Origin of the sequence: Bifidobacterium jacchi (genome assembly GCF_009078285.1) — a bacterium.
GTDB lineage: Bacteria > Actinomycetota > Actinomycetes > Actinomycetales > Bifidobacteriaceae > Bifidobacterium > Bifidobacterium jacchi.
This window is the reverse complement of sequence record NZ_RQSP01000006.1, coordinates 61,297-83,585: the sequence shown is the minus strand read 5'-3', so window position 1 is coordinate 83,585 and position 22,289 is coordinate 61,297. Positions and strand designations below refer to the sequence as shown.

Sequence of the window (22,289 nt, the reverse complement as noted above, 5' to 3'; positions counted from 1 at the left end):
ATTCCGCGGTTGTGGTGGTGGGGTTGGTTGCTGATTGGTTGCCAATTGGCAACCAACATGACAGTGCCGCAAACGATATCAGTGCCGCAGCCGGCGCTGCCGAGCATCGCCGGGCTGGCGGCTGGTATGGCAGCGGTGGCGGGGATGGCAACGATGGCTGGCATGGCAGCGAAAATGAAAAGACCCCCTGCGGTGGAATGAATGCAGGGGGTCTAGTGGAGCTGATGGTAATCGAAACCACGACCTCTTCGATGCGAACGAAGCGCTCTACCAACTGAGCTACAGCCCCGTGGATGTTGTCTTGCTCCGCAGGACAACTCGCAACACTATATTACGCCCGTCGAGGAAACGCAACTCGAATTGTGAAGATTTCGTGTGCTTGTGATGGTTGCTTCGTGCTCACCGGGCGTTGGCATCTGAGTTGGCATCCGCACTCGTGGCCGATCCAGCGCCGGCAGCCGCATGTGCGGCAGGCCTTTTCTTGCCGAACTTCGCCTTGAGCAGGCCCACGATCGTCGGCACGAGCGACACCACCAGAATCAGCACGATCACCAATTCAAAATGCTGCTGCACAGCCGGAATATTGCCGAAGAAATACCCCAGGAACGTGAACAGCGACGACCAGCACAGGCCGCCGAGAATCGAAAACGGCGTGAAACGCGCCCACCGCATGCCGGAAATGCCGGAAATGAACGGCATGAACGTGCGGATGAACGGGAAGAAGCGCCCCAGGAACACCGCCAGCGGACCCCACTTTTCGATCATCTTCTCGGTCTTCTCAATGCGCTCCGGAGTCATAGCCTTCACTTTGCCCGAGGCGATGATGCGGCGGCCGAAGAAATGCCCGATCAGGAAATTGCACTGGTCGCCGATGATCGGCGCGAGCCACACCACCGGCAGCAGCGCCATCAGCGGCAGCGCCACCTTGCCGGTCGTCGCGTCGGGCGCCGCGAACACGCCGGCCGCGAACAGCAGCGAATCGCCGGGCAGGAACGGGAAGAACACCACGCCCGTCTCGATGAACACGATCAAAAAGATGAAGCCGAGCGTAGGCGCCACGCCCATCGCGATCCAGCTGGCGATCGCCGCGCGCGGATCACGCAGCAGTTCGGTGATGAAATGAACAAAACCCATATCAACTATCCCGTTCTTGTATGCTGTTGTTTTTATTTTTGTTTTTATTTTTGTTTTTATTTTTGTTGTGCCGTATTGCTGTATTGAAGCTCTGGTATTGATGCTGGTATTACGTCTGTTTTTCGCCGGGAATTGCGCGCCGTTCCGCTCGCGAGTCAGTCAGGCGTTGCGGATGCGCGATCGCAGGGCGACCGGCAACCGGAACGCCACGATACCAGCGGGCCACGTCGATCAGCGCTTCCCGATCAGCGATCCGCGCATTCGCCAGCGTTCTCGTCGGCGGCCACCTTCGCGAACGTGCGTTCCATCCAGTCGAGAGCCAGCCGCGGCCAGATCTGGATGCATGGGAACACCGCCGCCGGATCGGCCTTCCATGCAGTCTCCATCGTGCCGAGCGACAGGCCATGCCAGCCCTCCGGAAACAGATGCGCCTCGACGCTTACGCCAGCGTCCTTGCACGCCTGCACCAGCATCAGCGTGTTCTCGACCGGCACGGAATTGTCGGTCACGGTGTGCCATACGAACACCGGCGGCGTCTTGGCATCGATATGCCGTTCGATCGACAGCTCCTCCAGCAGACGCGCAGTCTGGTCGGATGCCGCGGAATCGCTGGACTTGGTGGCATCCGTGGAATCGGCGGCATTCGCAGAATCCGCAGCGTCCGCCGCATCAGCGGATTCGACGAACCGCCGAGTGCTCACGCCGAGCAGCGCGTCAAAGCTGCCGCGATGCGCGTACCGGCCCGACGTGATGACCGGGTAGGCGAGCATCAGCGCATTCGGCCGAACCGCGTCCGGATCGTAGCCATGCGCGGCAAGATCGTCGTCGCCGGCCGAAGTCGCCAGATTCGCCGCCAGATGCCCGCCGGCCGAGAATCCAAGAATCGCGATCCGCTGCGGATCGATATGCCATTCGTCGGCGTGCGCGCGCATCATGCGCATCGCCTCGGCCGCCTCGCACAGCGCCACCGGATAGCGGCTCGGCGCACACGAATAGCGCAGCACGAACGCGTGGTATCCGGCGCCGACGAACTTCAGCGCGATCGGTTCCGCCTCGCGATCGGATGTTTTGTAATAGCCGCCGCCCGGCAGCACCAGCACGGCTGGCCGGCGTCGATCCGGGTCGATTTCGCTGCTGTTGTCGATCACATAGCCGGTCAGGCGCGCGCTGCTGCCGTCGATGCCGGTGATGATTCGCTCGATGTACTGCATGGGATTCCTTCCGCGATGGCGATTCGCTGGCGGGTCGGCCGGCGGCGAACGGCTCGGCATAGGATGCCAGTTGGTGTCATGCATGATGCTACACGCGATGATGGTCGTCGGTGCGGCTGGTACCTAGCGTGCGGAATACTGGTGGACATGACGAATGAGGACGGCGAGATGAACGAAACGATCGGCATGGCGGCGGCTGCGGCGGTGCCCGTATCCGAAACGGAGGCGGCGAATTCGGCTGATTTCGGGGAGCGCGGCGCATTCGATGATCGAAATGATTCCGATGAGAGCAGCCAGACGGCCGTCGCCATTCCGCGCGGCACGGTAGTGCTCGCCGCCACTCCGATCGGCAACGTCGGCGATGCGTCGCAGCGGCTGCGTGCACTGCTTGCCGATGCCGACATCGTCGCCGCGGAGGACACCCGCCGGTTGTACGATCTGGCGAACCGGCTCGGCGTGCGCGTATCGGGCACCGTCGTCGCCTACCATGATCACAACGAACGCAGCAAGGCCGACGGTCTGCTCGACCGCGTGGAGACCGGCGCGACCGTGCTCGTCGTTTCCGATGCCGGCATGCCGACGATCAACGATCCAGGGCTTGCGATCGTGCGCCGGGCGATCGAACGCGGGCTGCCCGTCACCTGCGCGCCCGGTCCAAGTGCGGTGCTGGACGCGCTCGCCCTGTCGGGCTTGCCGACCGACCGATTCTGCTACGAGGGATTCGTGCCGCGCAAGCATGCCGAACGTGTGCAGCGGCTGCGCATGCTGCAATCCGAGCGGCGCACGATCGTGTTCTATGAGACGCCGCATCGCATCGCCGAATCGATGGATGATCTGCTCGACGCGTTCGGCCCGAACCGGCCGATGGCATTGTGCCGCGAGCTGACGAAGGATTATGAGGAGATTCGCCGCGGGACCGTGGCCGAGATTCGTCAGGGTGTGATCGATGAGCCTCCGCGCGGTGAGATCGTGCTTGTGATCGGCGGCGCGTCCGACGAGGAGGCTGCCGCGGCCACGCCGTCGGTGCTCAGCGTCGGGGAGCTGGCCGTGCTCGCCATCGACCGCGCGCTGGAGGACGGGCTGCGCATCAAGGACGCGATCGCGCAGGTCGTCGAGGAGCATCCGCTGCCGGACGGCTCGCTCGCCAACCGCAAGCAGGTGTATTCCGCCGTATTGCAGATCAAAGGCTGAGGGCGTAGGAGCGGCTGCGCGCGGCAGTGTCGTCGTGCGGCTCGCGGCATGACATGGCTTGTGTGCGGCGCGGTTTGGCGCGTTGCGTCGCACATCGGTATCATGGAAGAGTGCTTCTTCAAGAGCCGATTTGTCGGCTCTGTCTGACTCGATGCTGAGTTTTTGTTGATGTCCAATCACCTGCATATCAGGAACCTGCATATCAGGAGGTGAATGATGTTCACTCGCTCTACAAATTATAGGAAAGTAGCCGCCTTGCTGGCGTCGGCGGTACTGATGGCGGGAATCGCCGGATGCGGCAACACGGCCGGCAATGCGAATCAGCCGAGCGGTGATACTGTCGCCAGCAGTAAGACCAGCGAAGTGACGAAAATTGACGCGAGTTACGCCGAATCGTATGACAGCTATGATGCGATGGCGAAGGCGGCCGATCTCGTCGTCGACGGCGAGATCGTCAAGGCGACAGGAACGACTGAAATCGGAGGCGTGCCGGCCACGTACTACGAGGTACTCGTGCATTCCGTAGCGATGCGGTCGGGAACCGCGCCGAAAACCGTGACTGTGCTGCAGACTGGCGGTGTCAAGGATGGGCAGACGTTCCAGGTCGAAGGAGACCCGCTGCTGCGGCCGGGTGATCGTGAGCTGCTGTATCTCAAGCGCGGAGCCGACGACCCGAACGTGTTCTACACGTTGGCGGGTCCCTCCGGACGGCTGTCGATATCCGAAACAGGCAAGCTGTCGAAGATCGGCGACAGCGCGCTTACCGGCGTGCCGGCCACCGGCGAGCAGGCGTTGGAGAACGTCGTCGCGCAGGTCGATGGGGCGACGATGTCGATCGTCGACTGATCAGCCCAGCAGAATCAGCAGCGCCTCGCGCACGCCGGGGCCTCCCGCCTGCGCCACGTATTCAAGCAGTTCGGCGCTGGCCTTCGGATTGGCGACCAGCCAGCGTCGCAATTGCGGATGATCGCGTGCGATGATCCACAGCACGTCGGCGGGCGTCGCCGGATCGCACGCGGTCATCGGCGTGGGCATGAACGGCGGGGGAGGCGGCGAGGCGAGTCGTGAACGATCATTGTCGCCGGACTCGGCAAGATCATCCAACCGCGCGAGCGCGGCGGAGCGGGCACGTGCGCCATCGGCCCGCCTGCCGCGCCGCCCGCGCATCCATTCGCGAATCCGTCGCATCATGTGAATCCTTGAAATCCCGGCCATGCGCCACCTCACGATCCCGCCGGCGTGATGCCGGCGCGCACATTCTCCAGCATCTTGAGCGCGAACGGCACCCGCGACCAAAACCGACTGTTGCCGCCAAGCACCCGCATGCATTCGTCCGGCGTGAACCGATAGTTGAGCATCAGCCGCGATATCAGACTGCGTGAATCGGCGTTATGCAGCTCCTTCTCGGGCAGCAGCGCGATGTCGCAGGCGGTGCGCACCGGCGTGGTGACGCGCGTGTCGCCGATGGAGATCACATGGTCGGGATGGGCCTTGCGATTGAACACGCGGATCGATCGGCCGTACATGCTGGTGCGGTAATGCGATTGCGATATCACGTCGATCGACTTGGGAAACAGGCCGCCGAGCCATATCCATGCCGCGGAAAGGATGCATGCGACGGTGTTGCGCGGAGCGACATGGCCGATGATGCGCGCGCGGCCATACAATGTGTCCGCCGACTGCGCAGGGTATCCGTTGTGCGAATCAAGCCGCGTCATACTGCCGAATTCGGCGAGCATGCTCAGGCTGAGCGGGCCGGGCAGATCGGATGAGCCGAGCATTGGCAGTTCCATCGGATCGCGCGTTGTGCGCATGTCGGGCGGGCCGAGCGTGGTGGGCATGCCGCTCAGGCCGCGCATCGTGTTCACCGCGTCGAGAATCTCCTCGTTGGAAAGGCCGTCGAGATCGGCGAGCTCGTCGTCGGTGAAGTCGGTGAGGTCGTCGAATTCCGTGAATTCGGTATCGATTGGAGCGCTGGCTGGCGCGGTGGCGCTGGCTGCGGTTGCGGTTGCGGCGATGGTGGCGGACGGCGTGGTGGCGGCCGCGGCGGGGGTGCTGATGATCGTATTCATGGATGGACTATAGGCACACTTCCTCGTTTTACCGAGTGGATTTCGGGTGGTGTGGACGGAACCTCATGAGCGCTGTGGACAGATCGGCCGTTTGGTGGATAACTATGTGGATAACCTGATTGGTCGTCGTGCGCCATCGGTATGCGATCTTCGTAGTCGGTGCGCATTCGGAGCGTATCTGACGCGCAACCGGCGTGCAACCGACGCGCATGCGCCGACTTCCATAGTCGCGCATAGACTTTGGGCTTATGAGTCATATTTTGGTGAATGTTGCATGGCCGTACGCAAACGGCCCCCGTCATATCGGCCACGTCGCCGGATTCGGCGTGCCATCCGACGTGTACGCGCGATACGAGCGCATGAAGGGCAACGACGTGCTCATGGTGTCCGGCACCGACGAGCACGGTACCCCGATCCTCGTCGAAGCCGAAAAGGAAGGCGTCACCGCGCAGGAACTCGCCAACCGCTACAACCGCGTCATCGCGAAGGATCTGTGCGATCTCGGCCTGAGCTACGACCTGTTCACCCGCACCACCACCGGCAACCACGAGCACGTGGTGCAGGAACTGTTCAAGCAGTGCCTCAAGAACGGCTACATCTACAAGGGCACGCAGAAGGTGGCGATCTCGCCGTCCACCGGGCGCACCCTGCCCGACCGCTACATCGAGGGCGAATGCCCGATCTGCCACACCGAAGGCGCGCGCGGCGACCAGTGCGATGCTTGCGGCAACGAGCTCGATCCGGACGAGCTGATCAACCCGGTTTCCAAGATCAACGGCGAAACCCCGCGCTTCGAGGAGACCGAGCACTACTTCCTCGATCTGCCGGCGCTCGCCGAAGCGAACCTCGCGTGGCTCAACACCCGCGAAGGCTGGCGCACCAACGTCATCAACTTCTCCAAGGGCCTGTTCAAGGAGGTCAAGCCGCGCGCGATCACGCGTGACATCGACTGGGGCATCCCGGTGCCGGTGGCCGGCTGGATCGACAATCCGAACAAGAAGCTGTACGTGTGGTTCGACGCGGTGATCGGATACCTGTCGGCCTCCATCGAATGGGCGCGCCGCAAGGGCGAGCCGGACGCATGGCGCGCATGGTGGAACGATCCAACCACGCCCGGCTACTACTTCATGGGCAAGGACAACATCACGTTCCATTCGCAGATCTGGCCGTCCGAGATGCTCGCCTACAACGGCCAGGGCTCCAAGGGCGGCGAGACCGGCAAGCTTGGCCCTCTGAACCTGCCTGAGCAGGTCGTCGCCTCCGAGTTCATGACGATGGAGGGCAAGAAGTTTTCCTCGTCGCGCGGCATCGTGATCTACGTCAAGGACATTCTCGCCCGTTACCCCGTGGACGCGGTCCGCTACTACATTTCGGTCGCCGGTCCCGAATCCTCTGATTCCGACTTTACGTGGGCCGAGTTCGTGCGCCACAACAACGAGGAGCTGGCGTCGAGCTGGGGCAACCTGGTCAACCGCGTCGCGAATCTGATCAACAAGAACTTCGGCGAGATTCCGGCGCTTGACGAGGATTCGATGACCGACGAGGATCGCGCGCTGCTTCAGCAGACGGCCGACGCATTCGACCTTGTCGGCGGCCTGATCGAACGCCATCATCAGAAGAACGCGCTGGCCGAGGCGATGCGCATCGTCGGCGACATCAACAAGTACATCTCCGCGGTCGAGCCGTGGAAGATCAAGGACGACCCGGTGCGACTGGGCACTGTGCTGCATGTCGCCGCGCAGGCCGTGTCGGATGCGAACCATCTGCTTGCCCCGTTCCTGCCGCATTCCGCGCAGAAGGTGTGGGAGGCGCTCGGCGGCACGGGCACGTTCTCGCCGCTGCCGCGCATCGAGGAGGTCGAGGATCTCGACAAGCCGGGATTCCATTACCCGATCATCACCGGCGACTACAAGCTCGGCGAAACGGTGCATCCGTGGCGCAGCGAGGCGATTGTGACCGGTGCCGCGGTCGCCAAGCCCGAGCCGATCTTCGCGAAGATCCCGAAGGAGGCCGTGGACGAGGAGCTGGCCCGCTTCGATGCCGAGCTTGCCGCGCGTCGCGAGGCCGAAGCGAAGCGGCTGGCGGCGGCGAAGGCCGAGCTGGCTGCCGAGGCGGGGAATTAGTAAATAAGTTAGTAATAAGTAGGAGAGTGAGTAGGAGAATACGTAGCGTGGGCTGGTCTGTGAGCCGTGGGCTGTTGTTTGTGATTGGGGCTGCGGCTTTGATCGGCAGATTTCGGTTGGCTGGTTTGGTTGGCTGATTGCGGTTGGCTGTGGGCTGATCGTGGGTCGACCGTGCACTGACTGACGCTGACTGGACGCGGCTCCACAGACCTGATACGTGATTCACAGAGTATTCTCAGAATCGCGCATCGTTTCTCTAAGGAAGCGGCGTTTATATAGAACCTGTCAGCGGATGGTGTTGCTGGCGAGGCCGCGACAGGCCCCATAACTGAACCCCTTCTTCTCTCTTCTCTCTCAACCCGGCGGTACCCCTCCGCCGGGTTTCTTTTTTCGTTTATTGGCAAGATTTGCCACATGATTTGCTGGCCTTCCCTATCTTTCTTTATGAGTCTTCGCCAGTTTGTGTGGTGTGTGGTTTGGCCTCAGTCTTCGCCGGGGCCGATTTCGGGAGCGACGGGCTTGTTTCGAGATTCTCTTGCGCTTGCGGGCTGCTCCGCGCAAGGTTTTCTCGGGATTAGCCCTGAGCTCGAACAAGACAGCTCTGAGTTCGAGATTCTCTTGCGCAAACCGGCCTGTCAGCGCAAGGTTTTCTCGGGATTGGGCCATGTTTCGAGATTCTCTTGCGCTTATGGGTTATCAGCGCATGGTTTTCTTTATTTCGGTCTGGCCCTTCTCTGTTCCTTCTCTATCCCTTGAGATTGGCCCGATTGGTCCATCCTTCTCATCCCTCTGTAGTCATCGTGTGCATGGCACGTACATATCGGGGTATGATGGGGCCCTCCCGGACGTGCCGGGCCGTCGATCGTGTGCATGGCACGTACATAAGGCGCTGCTGATCGTGTGCATGGAACGTACATCTACGTGATTGTGTGCATGCGACGTTCATGAAGCACGCGTTTTGCGGCTCTACACATCCGTTGCATGCACACGATGCATCCGACGGCATACGTCCTGTGCACACGATGCCCACGCACAGTCCACGCGGCATACATTCCATGCACACGATGGGGAAAGGCACGATGTAATTCACGGTGAAAGACACGATGAGAGCCACGGTGAGGCGCTCTCCAGCGAACGAAATTCGGGAATCGAGGCCACTTCTCCCGAATTTCGATCGCTGACAGCCGCTCAGTGAACAAAATTCGGGAGCAATGGGCCCGATTCCCGAATAATGTTCACTGACGCAATCCCAGTGAACAACATTCGGGAGATCGCCGTTCTCTTCCCGAATTTTGATCGCTGAGACAGATCGCATGCGCTCCGCCGCTCGTTTTTCGGTTGGATTCGGGAATCAGTCGATTATCAGCAAGATTTTAGTGGGTGGCGTTCGAAGATGAATGCCGACGGTTGCCGCAGACGATGAACGCAGACGATGAACGCCGACTGCCGTCGGTGAACACTGTCGGCGAATGCGATAACGCTGAGACGCCAGCGGCCCCACAGTAGAGGGGCTGGGGTAATCTATGTTCGGCGGAATTGGCTTTGCGGCGGAGGTATGTTATGGCAGGAATCGTGTTGATCGGAGCCCAGTGGGGCGACGAAGGCAAGGGCAAGGCGACCGATCTGATCGGCACGCGTGTGGATTACGTCGCACGGTTCAACGGCGGCAACAACGCGGGCCATAGCGTCGTCGTCGGCAATGAATCGTACGCGCTGCACCTGCTGCCCTCCGGCATCATCAGCCCGAACGTGACCCCGGTGATCGGCAACGGCGTTGTAGTCGATCCCGAGGTTCTCTTCGAGGAGATCGACGGACTCCAGTCGCGCGGCGTCGACTGCTCGCGGCTGCTCGTATCCGAAGCGGCGCACGTCATCGCGCCGTATCATCGCGTACTCGACAAGGTCACCGAGCGCTTCCTCGGCAAGCATAAGATCGGCACCACCGGCCGTGGTATCGGACCGGCCTACGCCGACAAGATCAACCGCGTCGGCATCCGCGTGCACGACCTGTTCAACGCGCAGCATCTGCACGACAAGGTCGAGGCGAGCCTGCATCAGAAGAACCAGATTCTCGTCAAACTGTACAACCGTCGCGCCATCGACGTGGATCAGACCACCGACGAGCTGCTCAAACTCGGCGAGCGTTTGAAGCCGTACGTCGCCAACACCGGCCTGATCCTCAACAAGGCGCTCGACGAAGGCAAAACCGTTCTGTTCGAAGGTGCCCAGGCCACCATGCTCGACGTCGACCACGGCACCTACCCGTTCGTCACCTCCTCCAATCCGACCGCCGGCGGCGCATGCACCGGCACCGGCGTCGGTCCGACCAAGATCAGCCGCGTGATCGGCGTTTCCAAGGCGTACGTGACGCGCGTCGGCGAAGGCCCGTTCCCGACCGAGCTGTTCGACGAGTCCGGCGAATGGCTGCGCGCGCAGGGTCACGAATACGGCGTGACGACCGGCCGTCCGCGCCGCTGCGGCTGGTTCGACGCGGTCGTCAACCGCTACGCGAGCCAGGTCAACGGCCTGACCGACATCGTGCTCACCAAGCTCGACGTGCTCACCGGGCTCAAGGAAATCCCGATCTGCGTCGCCTACGACGTGGACGGCGAACGATTCGACGACATGCCGACCGATCAGGCCGCATTCGCCGCAGCCAAACCGATCTACGAGACGATGCCCGGCTGGACCGAGGACATTTCGAGCGTGCATGCGTTCGAGGATCTGCCGGCCACCTGCCAGGCGTACGTCAAGCGACTCGAAGAGCTGTCGAACTGCCGCATCTCCGCGATCGGCACCGGTCCGCAGCGTGACCACATCATCTCCGTGCATTCGCTGATCGACTGAATCGACTGATAGGCGACCGACATGACCGACGATTCGTCCGGCGAATCGCAGCCGAGCAATTCCACCGGAATACCAGCAGACAGCGCGGCGGGCGTTGCTGCGGGCATCGCAGCAGATAGCCCAGCGGGCAGCGCTGCTGGTGGCCGGGCGAGCGGTATCACAGACAGCGCAGCCGGCAGCCCGCCGAGCAATACAGCGGGCAGCACCACAGAAAGCGCAGCGGAGCCGGCGACGATGGAATTCGCCGCCACCGGACCCGCCGCTGCGCTGTCCGATCGACAGCCACCGAAAATACCCCTCGCCCCGATGAAGCGTATGCAGGCGCGGTTCAATCCGCTGGCCGACGCCATGCTGTATCTCGTGGTGTTCGCCGGCGGCTTCTTCGGCACGGCCATGCGCTACGGGCTGAGCGCGCTGATGCCGCGCCCGGCCGCGGCGAACGGCTTCTGGAGCGCGTTCCATCCGGCGACGTTCATCGCGAACATGATCGCAACGTTCGTGTTCGCAGCGCTTGCCGCGTACATGTCGCAGGCGACGTGGATTCGCAAACGGTCGCGCGAGCTGGTCAGTCGCGGGGTCGGCATGGGCATGTGCGGCGGATTCTCAACGCTTTCGGCGATGGTAATCGAGGAGCTGACATCGATACGCGCCGGGCAGATCGGCGGCTTCGTGTTCTACATGATGATCAGTTTCATCTGCGGTCTGCTGGTCGCGGCGCTGGGCGTGCATCTTGCGATCGCGATCGGCGGCAAGCGCGCGGCGCGGGTCGCTCGGCGGCAGGTCGAGCATGCGGTTCATGCCGGTGGCGCCAGTCGTGCCGGTGGCGTCAGCGATGCCGCCGATGCCGGAGATGCCAGCCGTGCCGGGTCCGTCGGCGGTCTTTCGAACAATCCGGAGATGCTGCGCGAACTGCGTGATGCGATTCCGTCATTCGAACCGGAGCCGATCACCGACGAGGTGCCTCTGGTCGAGGACCCGATGCGAGGGGAGGCCCACGAATGACCACGTTGCTGATCTGTCTGTGCGGCGGCTTGGGCGCGGTGACGCGGTTCGTGCTCAACACCTCGATCCAACGCTGGTGGAATCGCGCATTCCCGCTGTCCACGTTCATCATCAATGTGATCGCGACGTTCTGCGCCGGCATCGCAGCGGGGGCGATCGCCTATCATACGGTCGAACAGGGTACCTATCTGCTGTTCGTAACTGGCTTTCTGGGTGGATTTTCAACGTTTTCCACCGCCATCAATGAGATGGTGTCACTGATTCGCGCACGTCGGTTCGCCGTGGGGCTGCTGTATATATGCGCCACGATCGTGGTGCCGGTGGTGTGCGTGGCGCTCGGCTGGTGGGTGGTTTCCGTCGCCCGCTAAGCGCGCTGCCGAGTCGGTAATTCCGGGTTCGCCGAGTCGGTTATTGGGTTCGGCTATTCGTCGAGGCGGCGAGTCGTTGAATCAGTGGTTGAATCAGGGATTCAGCTATTCGGCTAATTGTGAGTCGTTGAATCACTGAGTCTTTGATTCAATGCATGTTCGCTGGTTCGAGTTTTCCTTGCGTCAGGCGAGATAAGCAGTAATACGCGTCGGACGGGCCCGGTTGGACGGGAGTCGCTCGACCCCTTGTCTGCGCCAGGGATTTTTCGGGATTCGCGTTGAGTTCGTAGAGTCCTTGCGCTAAGCCCTGTCGCTAAGCCCTGTCCCAGCGCAAGTGTCCAGCGCAAGGATTCTACGAACCGCCCCTTCTTTGCGAGAATCCTTGTGCCTCCCCTTTGCGCAAGGATTTTACGAGATGGCCGTTTTCCCCGAGAAATCATTGCGCTAGAGACTGCGCTAAAGCAGTGCCCCTCGCTCTCGTTCCTCCTTGACGCCCGACCATGGCGCCTCGCCATCCAACCCACGAAAACAGCAGAAGTCTTCATAATCGGTGCGAAGCCACACTGCATACCGTGGTATGTAATGCGGAAGCCCCCTCGAGTCATGTTGCGTGCCACTTGACTGTCGTCGAGTGTGCATGGCACATACACCTGCATCAACGTGTGCATACGACGTACATGCAAGGCGCGCATCCGGGCCCAACGGCAGGCGCGCGCCGCCAGTCGTGTGCACGCAACGTACATGAAGCGTCCTTGATCGTGTGCATGGCACGTACATCTGCACGATCGTGTGCATGCGACGTGCGCGAAACGTCCCAAACACGCCCGCCCATATACGTGCCATGCACACGATGCGAAAACCGCATACGTGTGATGCACACGATGCCGCCCCGGCCATGTGTCGTCAGCCGTCAGTGCACCTCCGACAGGAAGCGGGATGGTCACTGGGAGCGGGCGCGCCACGTGACCATCATGCCGGAAACGTTGCAATATCAAGGTTTTCGCACCCCGGTCACAGGGAGCGCGGCGTTCCCCGTGACCAAGCCCGCACCCTGTGACCTCCCGTGCAAGGTTTTCTCGGAATCATCGGCCACTTCGAGAGTCCCTTGCGCTCCTCCGACAGCCAGCGCAAGAATATCTCGAAACAAACGGCCATCTCGAGATTCTCTTGCGCTACGACCCCTCGCAGCGCAAGGTTTTCTCGAACTCAAGGCAAAACCCGAGAATAACTTGCGCCGAGCGGCCGGCTCGCGCAAGATAATCTCGAAATCCGCCCCGATTCCGAGAAAAACTAGCGCACCGGCCCTCTCGGCGCTACGAGCGTTCCCGATCCTCTCAGCGCAAGTCCTCTTAGCGCAAGAAATTCTCGAAACAAACGGCCATCTCGAGATTCCCTTGCGCTACGACCCCTCGCAGCGCAAGGTTTTCTCGAACTCAAGGCAAAACCCGAGAATAACTTGCGCCAATCACGCTAATCGCGCACTGCTGATCGCGCACACCGGATCACATCATCTCGAATCGGTAATGGCCGCTTCATAACCCAGGAAGAACACAACCACAACCAAAATCAATTAAAACCGACAAAGTACCGACAAAGTACTAGTGTCCTGCGTCAGAAATTCGTTGACGAATTCACTACCCCTCAGTCCCGCTTCGCCGGGGCCAGCTCGTCCTGCAAGCATGGACGCGCTGCGCGCGCGGTCTGCCTGCTCGCCGGTCGGCTCGCACAGCACCTACAAACAGCTCCGCTGTTTGCTTCACGGTGCTGATCCTGCAATCACGGACGCGCTGCGCGCGCAGCATGCCTGCTCGCCGGTCGGCTCGCACAGCACCTACAAACAGCTCCGCTGTTTGCTTCACGGTGCTGTCCTGACAAGGGGAGCCAACAACATAATCAACGAACTACTGACGCAGGACACTAGGCAGTCTGCAAGTCAATCAAGTACAAGACGGGCCGCTGGCACAGTGCGCGTCTGCGGTTGGTGCGTGACGAGACACGCCGATAACATGGAAGTCGGATAAGCTATCTCAAGCCGTTTTCGGTCGAACATACGCAGCGCGAACATACGCAGCGCAAAACAAGCACAGCGCGAACAGACGCAAGTATCGTGAGGAAGAGTGGTGTGATGCTGAAACCATACGTGCGCCCAGGAATCGATGACAGACCTGATCTCGACAAAGCGCTCAGCCCGGAGGACAAAGCGGCCGTTGCGCGGCTCGCCGTACGGACCACGAAGCGCGCGCCGGAGGATTCTGCGGATCGGCCGGAGACGCAGGCCGTGCTGATGGCGGCATCCGAACCATCCGTGGCTGCGGTGGCGGCATCCAGCGTTGACGTTCCCGCCCCCGATATGGCCTCCGCGTATCTTGACATGCGCGATCCGATGGTGTCGGAGGACGGCCACCGGCCCGATGCCGCACAGGTGACGCGGCTCAATCGTGGGTTTTTCGTCGCGGCGATGCTGTCGCTGACACCATGGATCGCCATGCAGACGATCGCATTGCCGCAGATGGTGGTGCGCGCCATCGCACCGACGCTCGCACCTGCTGCCGCATCCGCTGCTCAGCCCGCCACCGCTGCCGCGAGTGGCGTTGCGTCGGCGGCGGCGTCGGCGGGATTCCCGTTCGTCGCTCCGCTGGCGGCATTGGTGATCGTCGGCGCACTGGTTTCGGTGCTCGCGAATCCCCTGATCGGCGAATTGAGCGATCGCACCCGCACGCCGTTCGGCCGACGTTCGCCGTGGATTGTCGCAGGCGGCGTGGTCTGCGCATTGTGCGCATTGATGCTGTCCGCGAATACGAACATGGTCGCCATGGGTCTGTTCTGGGCGATCATGCAGTTCGGCTATGCGATGCTCGCCGTGCCGCTGGCCGCTGAGATCAACGATCGCGTGCCCGACAAGTTCCGCCCGCGCATCGAACGCTGGCATGGCATCGGCGTGATGCTTGCGCAGGCGCTGGGCATGGTGCTCGGCGCGTGCGGCGTCATCGTCGATTCGCTCGTGCCGCTGTATTGCATCGCCGCGCTGTTCGCGATCGGCGGCATTGCGTCGGCGCTGATCCTGCCCAAGGAGCCGTCCAGCGTCGAGATGCCCAATCGTGGGTTTGATCCGCGTCGCGTGCTTAACCGCCTTCGCCCGCCGAGCGGCCGCGAATCGGCGGCGTTCTGGCGTTTGTTTGCAGCGCGCGTATGCATGATGACCGGTGTTTCGATCACGGGCGTATTCGTGTGGTACATCGCGCGATACTGGGTGTTTCCGGGCGACGCGGCCGCTGCGCCGGCGGGCTTGGTGGTCATCGCGATGGCCGTCGCCGCATTGGTGGGCACGGCGCTCGCATCATGGTCGGCGGGCTGGCTTAATGAACTGATCGATGCGCGGCAGATGCCCGCCGAATTCGTCGTCGCCCTGGCATGCATCCTGTATATGCTCGGCCTTGCGGTCGCGTGGATGTGCGGCGCCTGGCATTGGACGTCCGCCAAGCCGGTCGGCATGGTCGTATTCGCGCTGGTTTCCGGCTTCGCCATCGGCCTATACGATGCGATCGGATTGGAATTGGTGATGGATGCGCTGCCTGATCCGCGTCGCGCGGGGCATGATCTGGGCATCTACGCGATCGCCAACGCCATCGGTTTGGTGTTGGCTGCGATCGTCGGCGTCGCGGTGGTGGGCAGCGCACTGCAGTCGTATGGATTCGCCGCGCTGTTCCCGGTCGCCATCATCATGGTACTGCTTTCCGCTGCGATCGTCATGGCTGATGTGCGGCATGTCGCGATGGCGAGCGGATCGGATGCGGATCAGCTCAAGTGATCGCTGCGGCAATCCTGGATCAGCCGAGCAAATCAGCAGAGCGAATCAGCCAAACGAATCAGGCTAACCAGCAAAGCCAGCCTTGCGACTCCGCCAATCCCGCCAGCCGAGCAGCCAAGCGCCCCGGCCCGCGAGATGATGTCCACAATATGATCGGTCGGTTTGCCGCCGAAACCGGCCGACCTATCGTGATGCTCAGTTCGGGCCGCAAAGCAAAGCCCGAGAAAATGCCGAAAGGAGGTTCGCCACGATGACTGGATGCCCTGCACAGCGCTTAGCCGCACTTCGTTTTGAAGTCCGTACCGTTGCCGGATTCACCGAATCCGACGTCAACGTCGCTCTGCTGCCCGCACGAATTATTATTCCGTCACCGTTGGCGGACTGATTCGGCATCCAGCTTGGAGCCCCGCCAACGAAGGCAGGGCGAAGCAAACGCATCACGCATGTAAGCCCTGCACGAGTTGCGGGGCTTTTTTGATGCGCCCCACAAGGTCACCGCCTCAGACAAGCCGCAACGAGAGAGAACAGAACGAACACAGGGACCCACGGAGCAAGATCCGCGGATCAACGCACCAATTGGGAGCGAACAACGACAGCAGTCGAGACAGCGACCGCAACCACGAGCGTCACCACCGCGGCCGGTACCACCGCGGCCGGCAAGATGAAGGCGATGGCGCGAGATTCGGTCAAAACCGTCATCGCGGCATCCATGGTCGGCACCGCCATCGAATTCTACGATTTCTACGCCTACGGCACCGCCGCGGCGAACTACTTCCCGCACATCTTCTTCTCCGACAAGGCGAATCCAACCGTCGCGCTGCTGATGAGCCTGCTGACCTTCGCCATCGCGTTCGTCGCGCGTCCGCTCGGATCGCTGGTATTCGGGCATTTCGGCGACCGGATGGGACGCAAGACCACGCTGGTCGTCTCGCTGATGACGATGGGCGTCGGCACGTTCCTGATCGGCTGCCTGCCGACCTACAGCGTGATGGGCGTGGGCGCGGTCGCCATGCTGTGCCTGCTGCGTTTCATTCAAGGCATCGGACTGGGCGGCGAATGGTCCGGCGCGGCGCTGGTCGCCACCGAGAATGCGCCTGAAAACAAGCGCGCACTGTACGGCTCGTTCCCCGAGCTCGGCGCGCCGATCGGCTTCTTCCTGTCGAACGGCACCTACTTCGTGCTCGAATCGTTCAACGATTCCGATGCGATGCTCGCGTGGGGCTGGCGCGTGCCGTTCCTGCTGAGCGCGGTGCTGGTGGTCGTCGGACTCGTCGTGCGCGTGCACATGGAGGAGACGCCGATCTTCCGCATGGCCCAGGAGCAGAACAAGGTCGTCAAGTCGCCGCTGACCGAAGTGTTCCGCAAGTCGTGGCGTCAGGTGCTGCAGGCCACGTTCCTCGTGGCCGTGACCTACACGCTGTTCTACACGCTCGCCACGTGGTCGCTCGCATGGGGAACCAAGAGCGCGGCGCAGGGCGGTGGCGATCTGGGATTCAGCAATCAGCAGTATCTGCTCATGCTGATGATCTCCATCTGCGTGTTCGCACTGTTCATCGTGCTGTCGTGCGTGTATGCGGATCGCATTGGCCGCCGTCGCGTGCTGATGTTCTCGTCGTGCGCGCTGGTCGTGTTCGCGGTGGTGTTCCCGTTCCTGCTTGACGGCCAGCTCGTCGGACAGCGGAACTTCGCAGCCAACATGGTGTTCCTGTGCGTCGGATTCGCGCTGATGGGCGTGGCGTTCGGACCGATTGGCGCGTTCCTGCCGGAGCTGTTCGACGCGAACGTGCGTTATTCCGGCTCCGGCATCGGCTACAACCTCGCCGCGATCGTCGGCGCCGCGTTCGTGCCGACCATCGCCACCTGGCTGTCGAAGAACTTCGGCGTGCATTCGGTCGGCCTGTATCTGGCCGTGATGGCCGTGTGCTGCCTGGTTTCCGTGCTGACGTGTCGTGAGACGAAGGACGTTGATTTCACCAAGTGAAATCAACGGCTATCCTTCGGCTTCGCGATTGCTTGTTGGTTGCAATCGCTCACTGGGCCTACAGAAGCTCATTGGGCTTCTGCTTGACGGCCCAGCGCAGACGTTGATTTCACGAAGTGAAGTCGCGCTGTCTTTAGTTTCCCTTCGCGGGCGCTTGTCGTGCGCCCGCTCACTTCGCTGAGTGAATCGTCTTCCCCTGCTCCCTCTGCCGAGGGAGCTGGCTCACGAAGCGAGACTGAGGGAGAGACCCTAGGCCAATAACTGAAAAGTCGAATAACTGAAAACCGAAAACTGAATAACTACATAGTGAGAGGATTTTCCACGCCGGTGTTCGTAACGTGGAACGCGGTCAGGTTACGACGGTGTTTCGAGTAATATGGGCAACGGTTTAAGGACAAAATCCTCTTGCACGAGCCACTAGGTAAACAAGGCAACAACCGGCCATCACGCCGGCTTAAGTGATTTTCCACTAAACAATTAAAGGAGTGCCATTATGGCAGCAACTATCTGGTATGAAAAGGACGCCGATCTGTCCGTGTTCGATGGCAAGAAGGTCGCCATCCTGGGCTACGGCTCCCAGGGCCACGCCCACGCGCTGAACCTGCGCGACTCCGGTGTCGACGTCGTCGTCGGCCTGCGTCCGACCTCCAAGTCGGTCGAGTTCGCCAAGGAGCAGGGCCTTGAGGTCAAGTCCGTGCCGGAAGCGGTCGCCGAGGCCGATGTTGTGATGATCCTGCTGCCTGATCAGTACCAGGCCGCCGTCTACAAGAACGACGTTGAGCCGAACCTGAAGCCGGGCGCTGCTCTGGCCTTCGCTCACGGCTTCAACATCCACTACGGCTACATCAAGCCGTCCGAGGATCACCCGGTCTTCATGGTCGCCCCGAAGGGCCCGGGCCACATCGTGCGTCGTGAGTACGCCGCTGGCCGTGGCGTCCCGGTCGTCGTGGCTGTCGAGCAGGACCCGGATGGCAAGACCTGGCCGCTGTGCCTCGCCTACGCCAAGGCCCTCGGCGCTCTGCGCGCCGGCGCCATCAAGACCACCTTCACCGAGGAGACCGAGACCGATCTGTTCGGCGAGCAGGATGTCCTCATGGGCGGCATCAACCACCTGTGCGACATGGGCTTCGACGTGCTGACCGAGGCTGGCTACCAGCCGGAGATCGCCTACTTCGAGGTGTTCCACGAGCTGAAGATGCTCGTCGACCTCGCCAACGAGGGTGGTCTGAACAAGGCCCGTTGGTCCTGCTCCGACACCGCTCAGTACGGCGACTACACCTCCACGGTCATCACCGAGGAGACCAAGAAGCGCATGCAGTACCAGCTCAAGCGTATCCAGGACGGCTCCTTCGCCAAGGAGTTCATGGACGATCAGGCCGCCGGTGCCCCGAAGTTCAAGAAGCTGCAGGAGGAGTACTCTCACCCGCACCTCGAGACCGTCGGCCCGAAGCTGCGCGCCATGTTCTCCTGGAACAACGGCCCGGCCAAGGATCAGGACGAGGCCGAGTCCTTCAACGGCAAGATCGCTCGTACCCAGGTTCAGTGATTGTGGCCGCGTAAGCGGTAGTCGCGGCGCTCGTTGTCGCGATTGTCGTGCGGTGATTCGCTGAGCGGAGCGAATGACGAAGGGTCGCCATCCCATGACGGGGTGGCGACCCTTTCGCATTGCTGCCCTGCGTTGCTGTGCTGGCGGAGGGGTGGGCGCGTCCGTTGGAGGAGGCAGACGATTGTATACAATCGTCATTTTGACAGTTTTTCTACAAATAGGAAGATAGTCGCTGGTTGCTGGTCGCTGTGCGAAGACTCCAAAATCGTTGCTATAAAGCCAAATCAAAAATATCAAAAAGTCTAGCGGCGGGTCACCTTGGGCGTTGATCGTGCCGAAAGCTGAGAGATCAAGATGGCTGAGTAGCGAAGGCGGAGATGGCCAACGGTCACGTGGCGCGGGTTTGGTCACGGGGAGCGCCCGCTCCCTGTGACCAAGGTGTCAGAAACGTTGAAATATCAAGGTTTCTGCGAGGTGGTCACGTGGCGCGGGGCGCTCCCTGTGACCAAACTCGCTCCCTGTGACCGACCGTGTTAGACTTTCCGCCCTTTTCGGGCTTCGCGTCGCCGATAGGCCTGCTGCTTTAAGCGCGCTCGTTCGCGTCGATCATCGCTGAGCAGTGCTTTGTATTGTGGTTTCGGAATATCAGATATATCGCAGCGCAGCGCGTCAGCAACTCGCTGCGCAAACCTGAATCGACCATCCTTACTGACAATGTCGTCAGCGAACACCACGATGACCGTATATCCCATCGCGCGCAGTGCTTGGCGCTTGCGTTCATCCCACCGATACTGTCGCTTGTCCTGACGGTGGGCATCGCCATCATATTCGATGATGACTTTCTGCTGGGGATATGCCATGTCAACAGTTGCGGTGCGGCCGAATGCCGGAATGAGTATGCTCCATTGCGTTTCCGGATACGGCAGACCGTATCGAAGCAGAGCCAGGACACTGCGTTTTTCCATAGGGGAATCGGTCACGGTTTCCAGAAACGGCAATGCGGCCAAGCATCGTTTTTTACTTGGGAAAGGAGCGCTGTTTTCCAGGAATCTTCGTATGTCGTCGATGCTGGTCCTGATCCACTGTAACGTACTGCGCAGAATCGCATCCGCCAGTACGATGATTTCAACTTGGCTGAGATGAGACGCGAGCAACGCCCATGTCATGATCGGATGGGTGAATCTGATGCGTTGCTGCTGGTGATCTATGTACATGATGCCATGCGTGGATTGTAGATTGTGATGGAGCAGATAGCGAGTGTTAGATCGTGACGCGCGATGGGAGCGTTCGTCATATAGCACGTGAAATGTACATGGTTTGAGCGAGATGCAGTAGGGAACTTCGATACCGCTGATTCGCAATGCAGTGATTCCAGAATAGACGGGAGGTTTTCCTATAGTGCGTGCGGTGTGCGAGGCACAGAGCGAGAGAGTGCGCTGCTGTTCTTCACGTAGAGATTGAGCAAGGTAGTTTCGTGGTGTCGCAGTATTCATGGCTTGAGCGTAGAGGGCACGATGAAGCTACGCAAGCTGAAAAAGGTCTTGTGGTCGGAACCTTGACGTGCGATAGATAATTGTGAATATATGTGGATAACTGTGTTAATAACTATGTGGACGTTGGCTGTGATCGTTGGCGCCCAACGGTCACGTGGCGCGGGTTTGGTCACGTGGCGCGGGTTTGGTCACGGGGAGCGCCCGCTCCCTGTGACCAAGGTGTCAGAAACGTTGAAATATCAAGGTTTTTGCGAGGTGGTCACGTGGCGCGGGGCGCTCCCTGTGACCAAACTCGCTCCCTGTGACCGGTTAGCGGGCGGCGGTGCCGAGCACGAGAATGTCGTCGCCCCAGATTTCGGTGCGCTCGTCGGTGGGGTAGGTGAATATCGGCAGCTTCACGGCGGAACGATCATCATACGCCTTGCGCACCTCGTCGACGGGAATCGGCGCGATGCCAACGATTCCCATGCGCGTCCCTTCGATGCGCATCGTCAGCCACGCCAATCGATGCCGCTGCTGCCATGACGGATCGCCGTCAACGCAGCCGGCCTCGATCCACAGTCCTTCCGTCACGTATGCGAGGATGTGAAATGCATATGGCGCGGCGGTCGGCTGAAACAGCAGCCGTTTGATCGGCGCCTCGATCACATCGCCCTCATAGTCGGCGTAGTCGGGCCGCTTGACGGCACCGGCGACAACGCCGAATGACGACGCATCCACGCCAAGCGTCGACTTGTCATGGGTGAAGGCCCGCCGCATTTTGCGCTCCCGTCGATCCGCGATCGCATACCACAGGCCGAACACCGCAAAGCCGACAGGAACGATCACGAACAGCGCGGCGATCGGAATGATGAAGAAATCGACCGGCGACGGGGCGAAATGCGGGTTGTCGCCGTGATCGCTGTGCCACATGAGCTGGAATCGGTACCGTATGCCGCCGATGCCGGTGATAACGAAACTCAATCCCACAATCGCGGCGATGGCCCCTCCGACAGCAGTGCCCACGCATCCGCTGCGACGCCGCCATGCCGCATCGCTCGCCGCTTCACGACGACCGTCCCGCCAGATCGGCTCGGCGAGGCGATGCTCGGCAGGACGTGCATTCATCGCCGGTTGCCGATTCACCGGCGGTTGCTGGTTCACAGCGCCATGCCGAGTTCGACGAGCTTGGCCTTGATGTCGTTCGCGCTCGGCTCGACCTGGAACGAACCGTCGTTGTACAGCACGACCGGAATGTGCTTCTGTCCGCTGATCTCGACCGCGCGCTCAGCGGCGCCCTCCTCGGACTCGATGTCATGCCAGGTGTACTCGGCACCGAAGCGCTTGAGCGCGTCCTTCGCACGGTGGCAGTCGCCGCACCAATCCGCTCCGTACACGTCGATGGTGATCGCCATGATCGTTCCTTTCGTTTGTTTGGTTTGTTTCGCTTGTTCGTTGGTTTGTTTCGCTGGTCCGGTTCCATTGTATGGAATCAACGCAATTGTATGGAATCGATGCAACGCATCTGATCGCT

17 protein-coding genes and 1 tRNA gene are annotated in these 22,289 nt (G+C 61.2%); 10 read left to right on the top strand and 8 right to left on the bottom strand.

The window, feature by feature from the left end; translation table 11 throughout:
* Window positions 1-201, top strand: a 201-nt coding sequence (locus EHS19_RS11005) for a hypothetical protein (RefSeq protein ID WP_206666310.1), incomplete at its 5' end; no start/stop codon positions are given.
* A gap of 15 nt (window positions 202-216) precedes the next feature.
* On the opposite strand, the gene EHS19_RS03180 is transcribed toward EHS19_RS11005, so the two are convergent.
* The 3 genes from EHS19_RS03180 to EHS19_RS03170 form a co-directional block, all read right to left on the bottom strand.
* Window positions 217-289: transfer RNA gene (locus EHS19_RS03180), tRNA-Ala, on the bottom strand.
* Between the two features lie 110 nt (window positions 290-399).
* On the bottom strand, window positions 400-1,134 hold the full coding sequence (locus EHS19_RS03175) for a DedA family protein (protein ID WP_151916347.1): 735 nt from the start codon (window positions 1,132-1,134) through the stop codon (window positions 400-402).
* A 245-nt stretch (window positions 1,135-1,379) separates the two neighbouring features.
* Window positions 1,380-2,345 (bottom strand): alpha/beta hydrolase, encoded by a 966-nt coding sequence (locus EHS19_RS03170; protein ID WP_151916346.1) that lies wholly within the window; start codon window positions 2,343-2,345, stop codon window positions 1,380-1,382.
* Between the two features lie 186 nt (window positions 2,346-2,531).
* Here EHS19_RS03170 and rsmI point away from each other — a divergent pair, with 186 nt between their 5' ends.
* Together rsmI and EHS19_RS03160 are read left to right on the top strand one after the other, a co-directional pair.
* Window positions 2,532-3,536 carry a 16S rRNA (cytidine(1402)-2'-O)-methyltransferase gene (gene rsmI / locus EHS19_RS03165; RefSeq protein WP_151916370.1) on the top strand — a complete coding sequence of 335 codons (1,005 nt, stop codon included), beginning with the start codon at window positions 2,532-2,534 and terminating at the stop codon, window positions 3,534-3,536.
* 276 nt (window positions 3,537-3,812) lie between these two features.
* Window positions 3,813-4,382 carry a hypothetical protein gene (locus EHS19_RS03160; RefSeq protein ID WP_151916345.1) on the top strand — a complete coding sequence of 190 codons (570 nt, stop codon included), beginning with the start codon at window positions 3,813-3,815 and terminating at the stop codon, window positions 4,380-4,382.
* Here EHS19_RS03160 and EHS19_RS10685 read toward each other — a convergent pair whose 3' ends face one another.
* Together EHS19_RS10685 and EHS19_RS10680 are read right to left on the bottom strand one after the other, a co-directional pair.
* Window positions 4,383-4,727 (bottom strand): variant leucine-rich repeat-containing protein, encoded by a 345-nt coding sequence (locus EHS19_RS10685; protein WP_338325028.1) that lies wholly within the window; start codon window positions 4,725-4,727, stop codon window positions 4,383-4,385. It abuts the gene before it with no gap.
* 32 nt (window positions 4,728-4,759) lie between these two features.
* Window positions 4,760-5,608, bottom strand: coding sequence for a hypothetical protein (locus EHS19_RS10680; protein ID WP_175578267.1), 849 nt, complete (start codon window positions 5,606-5,608; stop codon window positions 4,760-4,762).
* Window positions 5,609-5,856: 248 nt separating this feature from the next.
* Between EHS19_RS10680 and metG the strand changes: the two genes are divergently transcribed.
* From metG to ilvC, 7 genes are all read left to right on the top strand, one after another.
* Window positions 5,857-7,731 (top strand): methionine--tRNA ligase, encoded by a 1,875-nt coding sequence (metG, locus tag EHS19_RS03145; protein WP_151916344.1) that lies wholly within the window; start codon window positions 5,857-5,859, stop codon window positions 7,729-7,731.
* A 1,560-nt stretch (window positions 7,732-9,291) separates the two neighbouring features.
* Window positions 9,292-10,578, top strand: coding sequence for an adenylosuccinate synthase (locus EHS19_RS03140; RefSeq protein WP_151916343.1), 1,287 nt, complete (start codon window positions 9,292-9,294; stop codon window positions 10,576-10,578).
* 21 nt (window positions 10,579-10,599) lie between these two features.
* Window positions 10,600-11,580, top strand: a complete 981-nt coding sequence (locus tag EHS19_RS03135) for a fluoride efflux transporter FluC (RefSeq protein WP_151916342.1) — start codon at window positions 10,600-10,602, stop codon at window positions 11,578-11,580.
* Window positions 11,577-11,948 (top strand): fluoride efflux transporter FluC, encoded by a 372-nt coding sequence (locus EHS19_RS03130; RefSeq protein WP_151916341.1) that lies wholly within the window; start codon window positions 11,577-11,579, stop codon window positions 11,946-11,948. Before EHS19_RS03135 ends, EHS19_RS03130 begins: the two co-directional genes overlap by 4 nt.
* A gap of 2,125 nt (window positions 11,949-14,073) precedes the next feature.
* A complete protein-coding gene (locus EHS19_RS03125; protein ID WP_151916340.1) occupies window positions 14,074-15,756 on the top strand; it encodes an MFS transporter in 1,683 nt (560 codons plus the stop codon).
* Between the two features lie 670 nt (window positions 15,757-16,426).
* Window positions 16,427-17,737, top strand: a complete 1,311-nt coding sequence (locus tag EHS19_RS03120; protein WP_151916339.1) for an MFS transporter — start codon at window positions 16,427-16,429, stop codon at window positions 17,735-17,737.
* A gap of 493 nt (window positions 17,738-18,230) precedes the next feature.
* Entirely contained in the window at window positions 18,231-19,283 is a 1,053-nt protein-coding gene (ilvC, locus tag EHS19_RS03115; protein WP_151916338.1) for a ketol-acid reductoisomerase, read from the top strand.
* A gap of 533 nt (window positions 19,284-19,816) precedes the next feature.
* On the opposite strand, the gene EHS19_RS03110 is transcribed toward ilvC, so the two are convergent.
* The 3 genes from EHS19_RS03110 to EHS19_RS03100 all read right to left on the bottom strand — a co-directional run bounded on the left by EHS19_RS03110 (window position 19,817) and on the right by EHS19_RS03100 (window position 22,164).
* A complete protein-coding gene (locus EHS19_RS03110) occupies window positions 19,817-20,497 on the bottom strand; it encodes a DUF559 domain-containing protein (protein WP_241677044.1) in 681 nt (226 codons plus the stop codon).
* Between the two features lie 588 nt (window positions 20,498-21,085).
* On the bottom strand, window positions 21,086-21,883 hold the full coding sequence (locus EHS19_RS03105) for a hypothetical protein (protein WP_151916336.1): 798 nt from the start codon (window positions 21,881-21,883) through the stop codon (window positions 21,086-21,088).
* Between the two features lie 32 nt (window positions 21,884-21,915).
* Window positions 21,916-22,164, bottom strand: coding sequence for a mycoredoxin (locus tag EHS19_RS03100; protein WP_151916368.1), 249 nt, complete (start codon window positions 22,162-22,164; stop codon window positions 21,916-21,918).
* Window positions 22,165-22,289: the final 125 nt, after the last annotated feature.

Bases quoted from the DNA above. Each gene is read 5' to 3' on its own strand.
- EHS19_RS03160 (WP_151916345.1), top strand. From the start codon at position 3,813: ATGGCGGGAATCGCCGGATGCGGCAACACGGCCGGCAATGCGAATCAG.
- EHS19_RS03175 (WP_151916347.1), bottom strand. From the start codon at position 1,134: ATGGGTTTTGTTCATTTCATCACCGAACTGCTGCGTGATCCGCGCGCG.
- metG (WP_151916344.1), top strand. From the start codon at position 5,857: ATGAGTCATATTTTGGTGAATGTTGCATGGCCGTACGCAAACGGCCCC.
- EHS19_RS10680 (WP_175578267.1), bottom strand. From the start codon at position 5,608: ATGAATACGATCATCAGCACCCCCGCCGCGGCCGCCACCACGCCGTCC.
- EHS19_RS03110 (WP_241677044.1), bottom strand. From the start codon at position 20,497: ATGTACATAGATCACCAGCAGCAACGCATCAGATTCACCCATCCGATC.
- EHS19_RS10685 (WP_338325028.1), bottom strand. From the start codon at position 4,727: ATGATGCGACGGATTCGCGAATGGATGCGCGGGCGGCGCGGCAGGCGG.
- EHS19_RS03140 (WP_151916343.1), top strand. From the start codon at position 9,292: ATGGCAGGAATCGTGTTGATCGGAGCCCAGTGGGGCGACGAAGGCAAG.
- EHS19_RS03120 (WP_151916339.1), top strand. From the start codon at position 16,427: ATGGCGCGAGATTCGGTCAAAACCGTCATCGCGGCATCCATGGTCGGC.
- EHS19_RS03135 (WP_151916342.1), top strand. From the start codon at position 10,600: ATGACCGACGATTCGTCCGGCGAATCGCAGCCGAGCAATTCCACCGGA.
- rsmI (WP_151916370.1), top strand. From the start codon at position 2,532: ATGGCGGCGGCTGCGGCGGTGCCCGTATCCGAAACGGAGGCGGCGAAT.
- EHS19_RS03130 (WP_151916341.1), top strand. From the start codon at position 11,577: ATGACCACGTTGCTGATCTGTCTGTGCGGCGGCTTGGGCGCGGTGACG.
- EHS19_RS03170 (WP_151916346.1), bottom strand. From the start codon at position 2,345: ATGCAGTACATCGAGCGAATCATCACCGGCATCGACGGCAGCAGCGCG.
- EHS19_RS03105 (WP_151916336.1), bottom strand. From the start codon at position 21,883: ATGAATGCACGTCCTGCCGAGCATCGCCTCGCCGAGCCGATCTGGCGG.
- EHS19_RS03125 (WP_151916340.1), top strand. From the start codon at position 14,074: ATGCTGAAACCATACGTGCGCCCAGGAATCGATGACAGACCTGATCTC.
- ilvC (WP_151916338.1), top strand. From the start codon at position 18,231: ATGGCAGCAACTATCTGGTATGAAAAGGACGCCGATCTGTCCGTGTTC.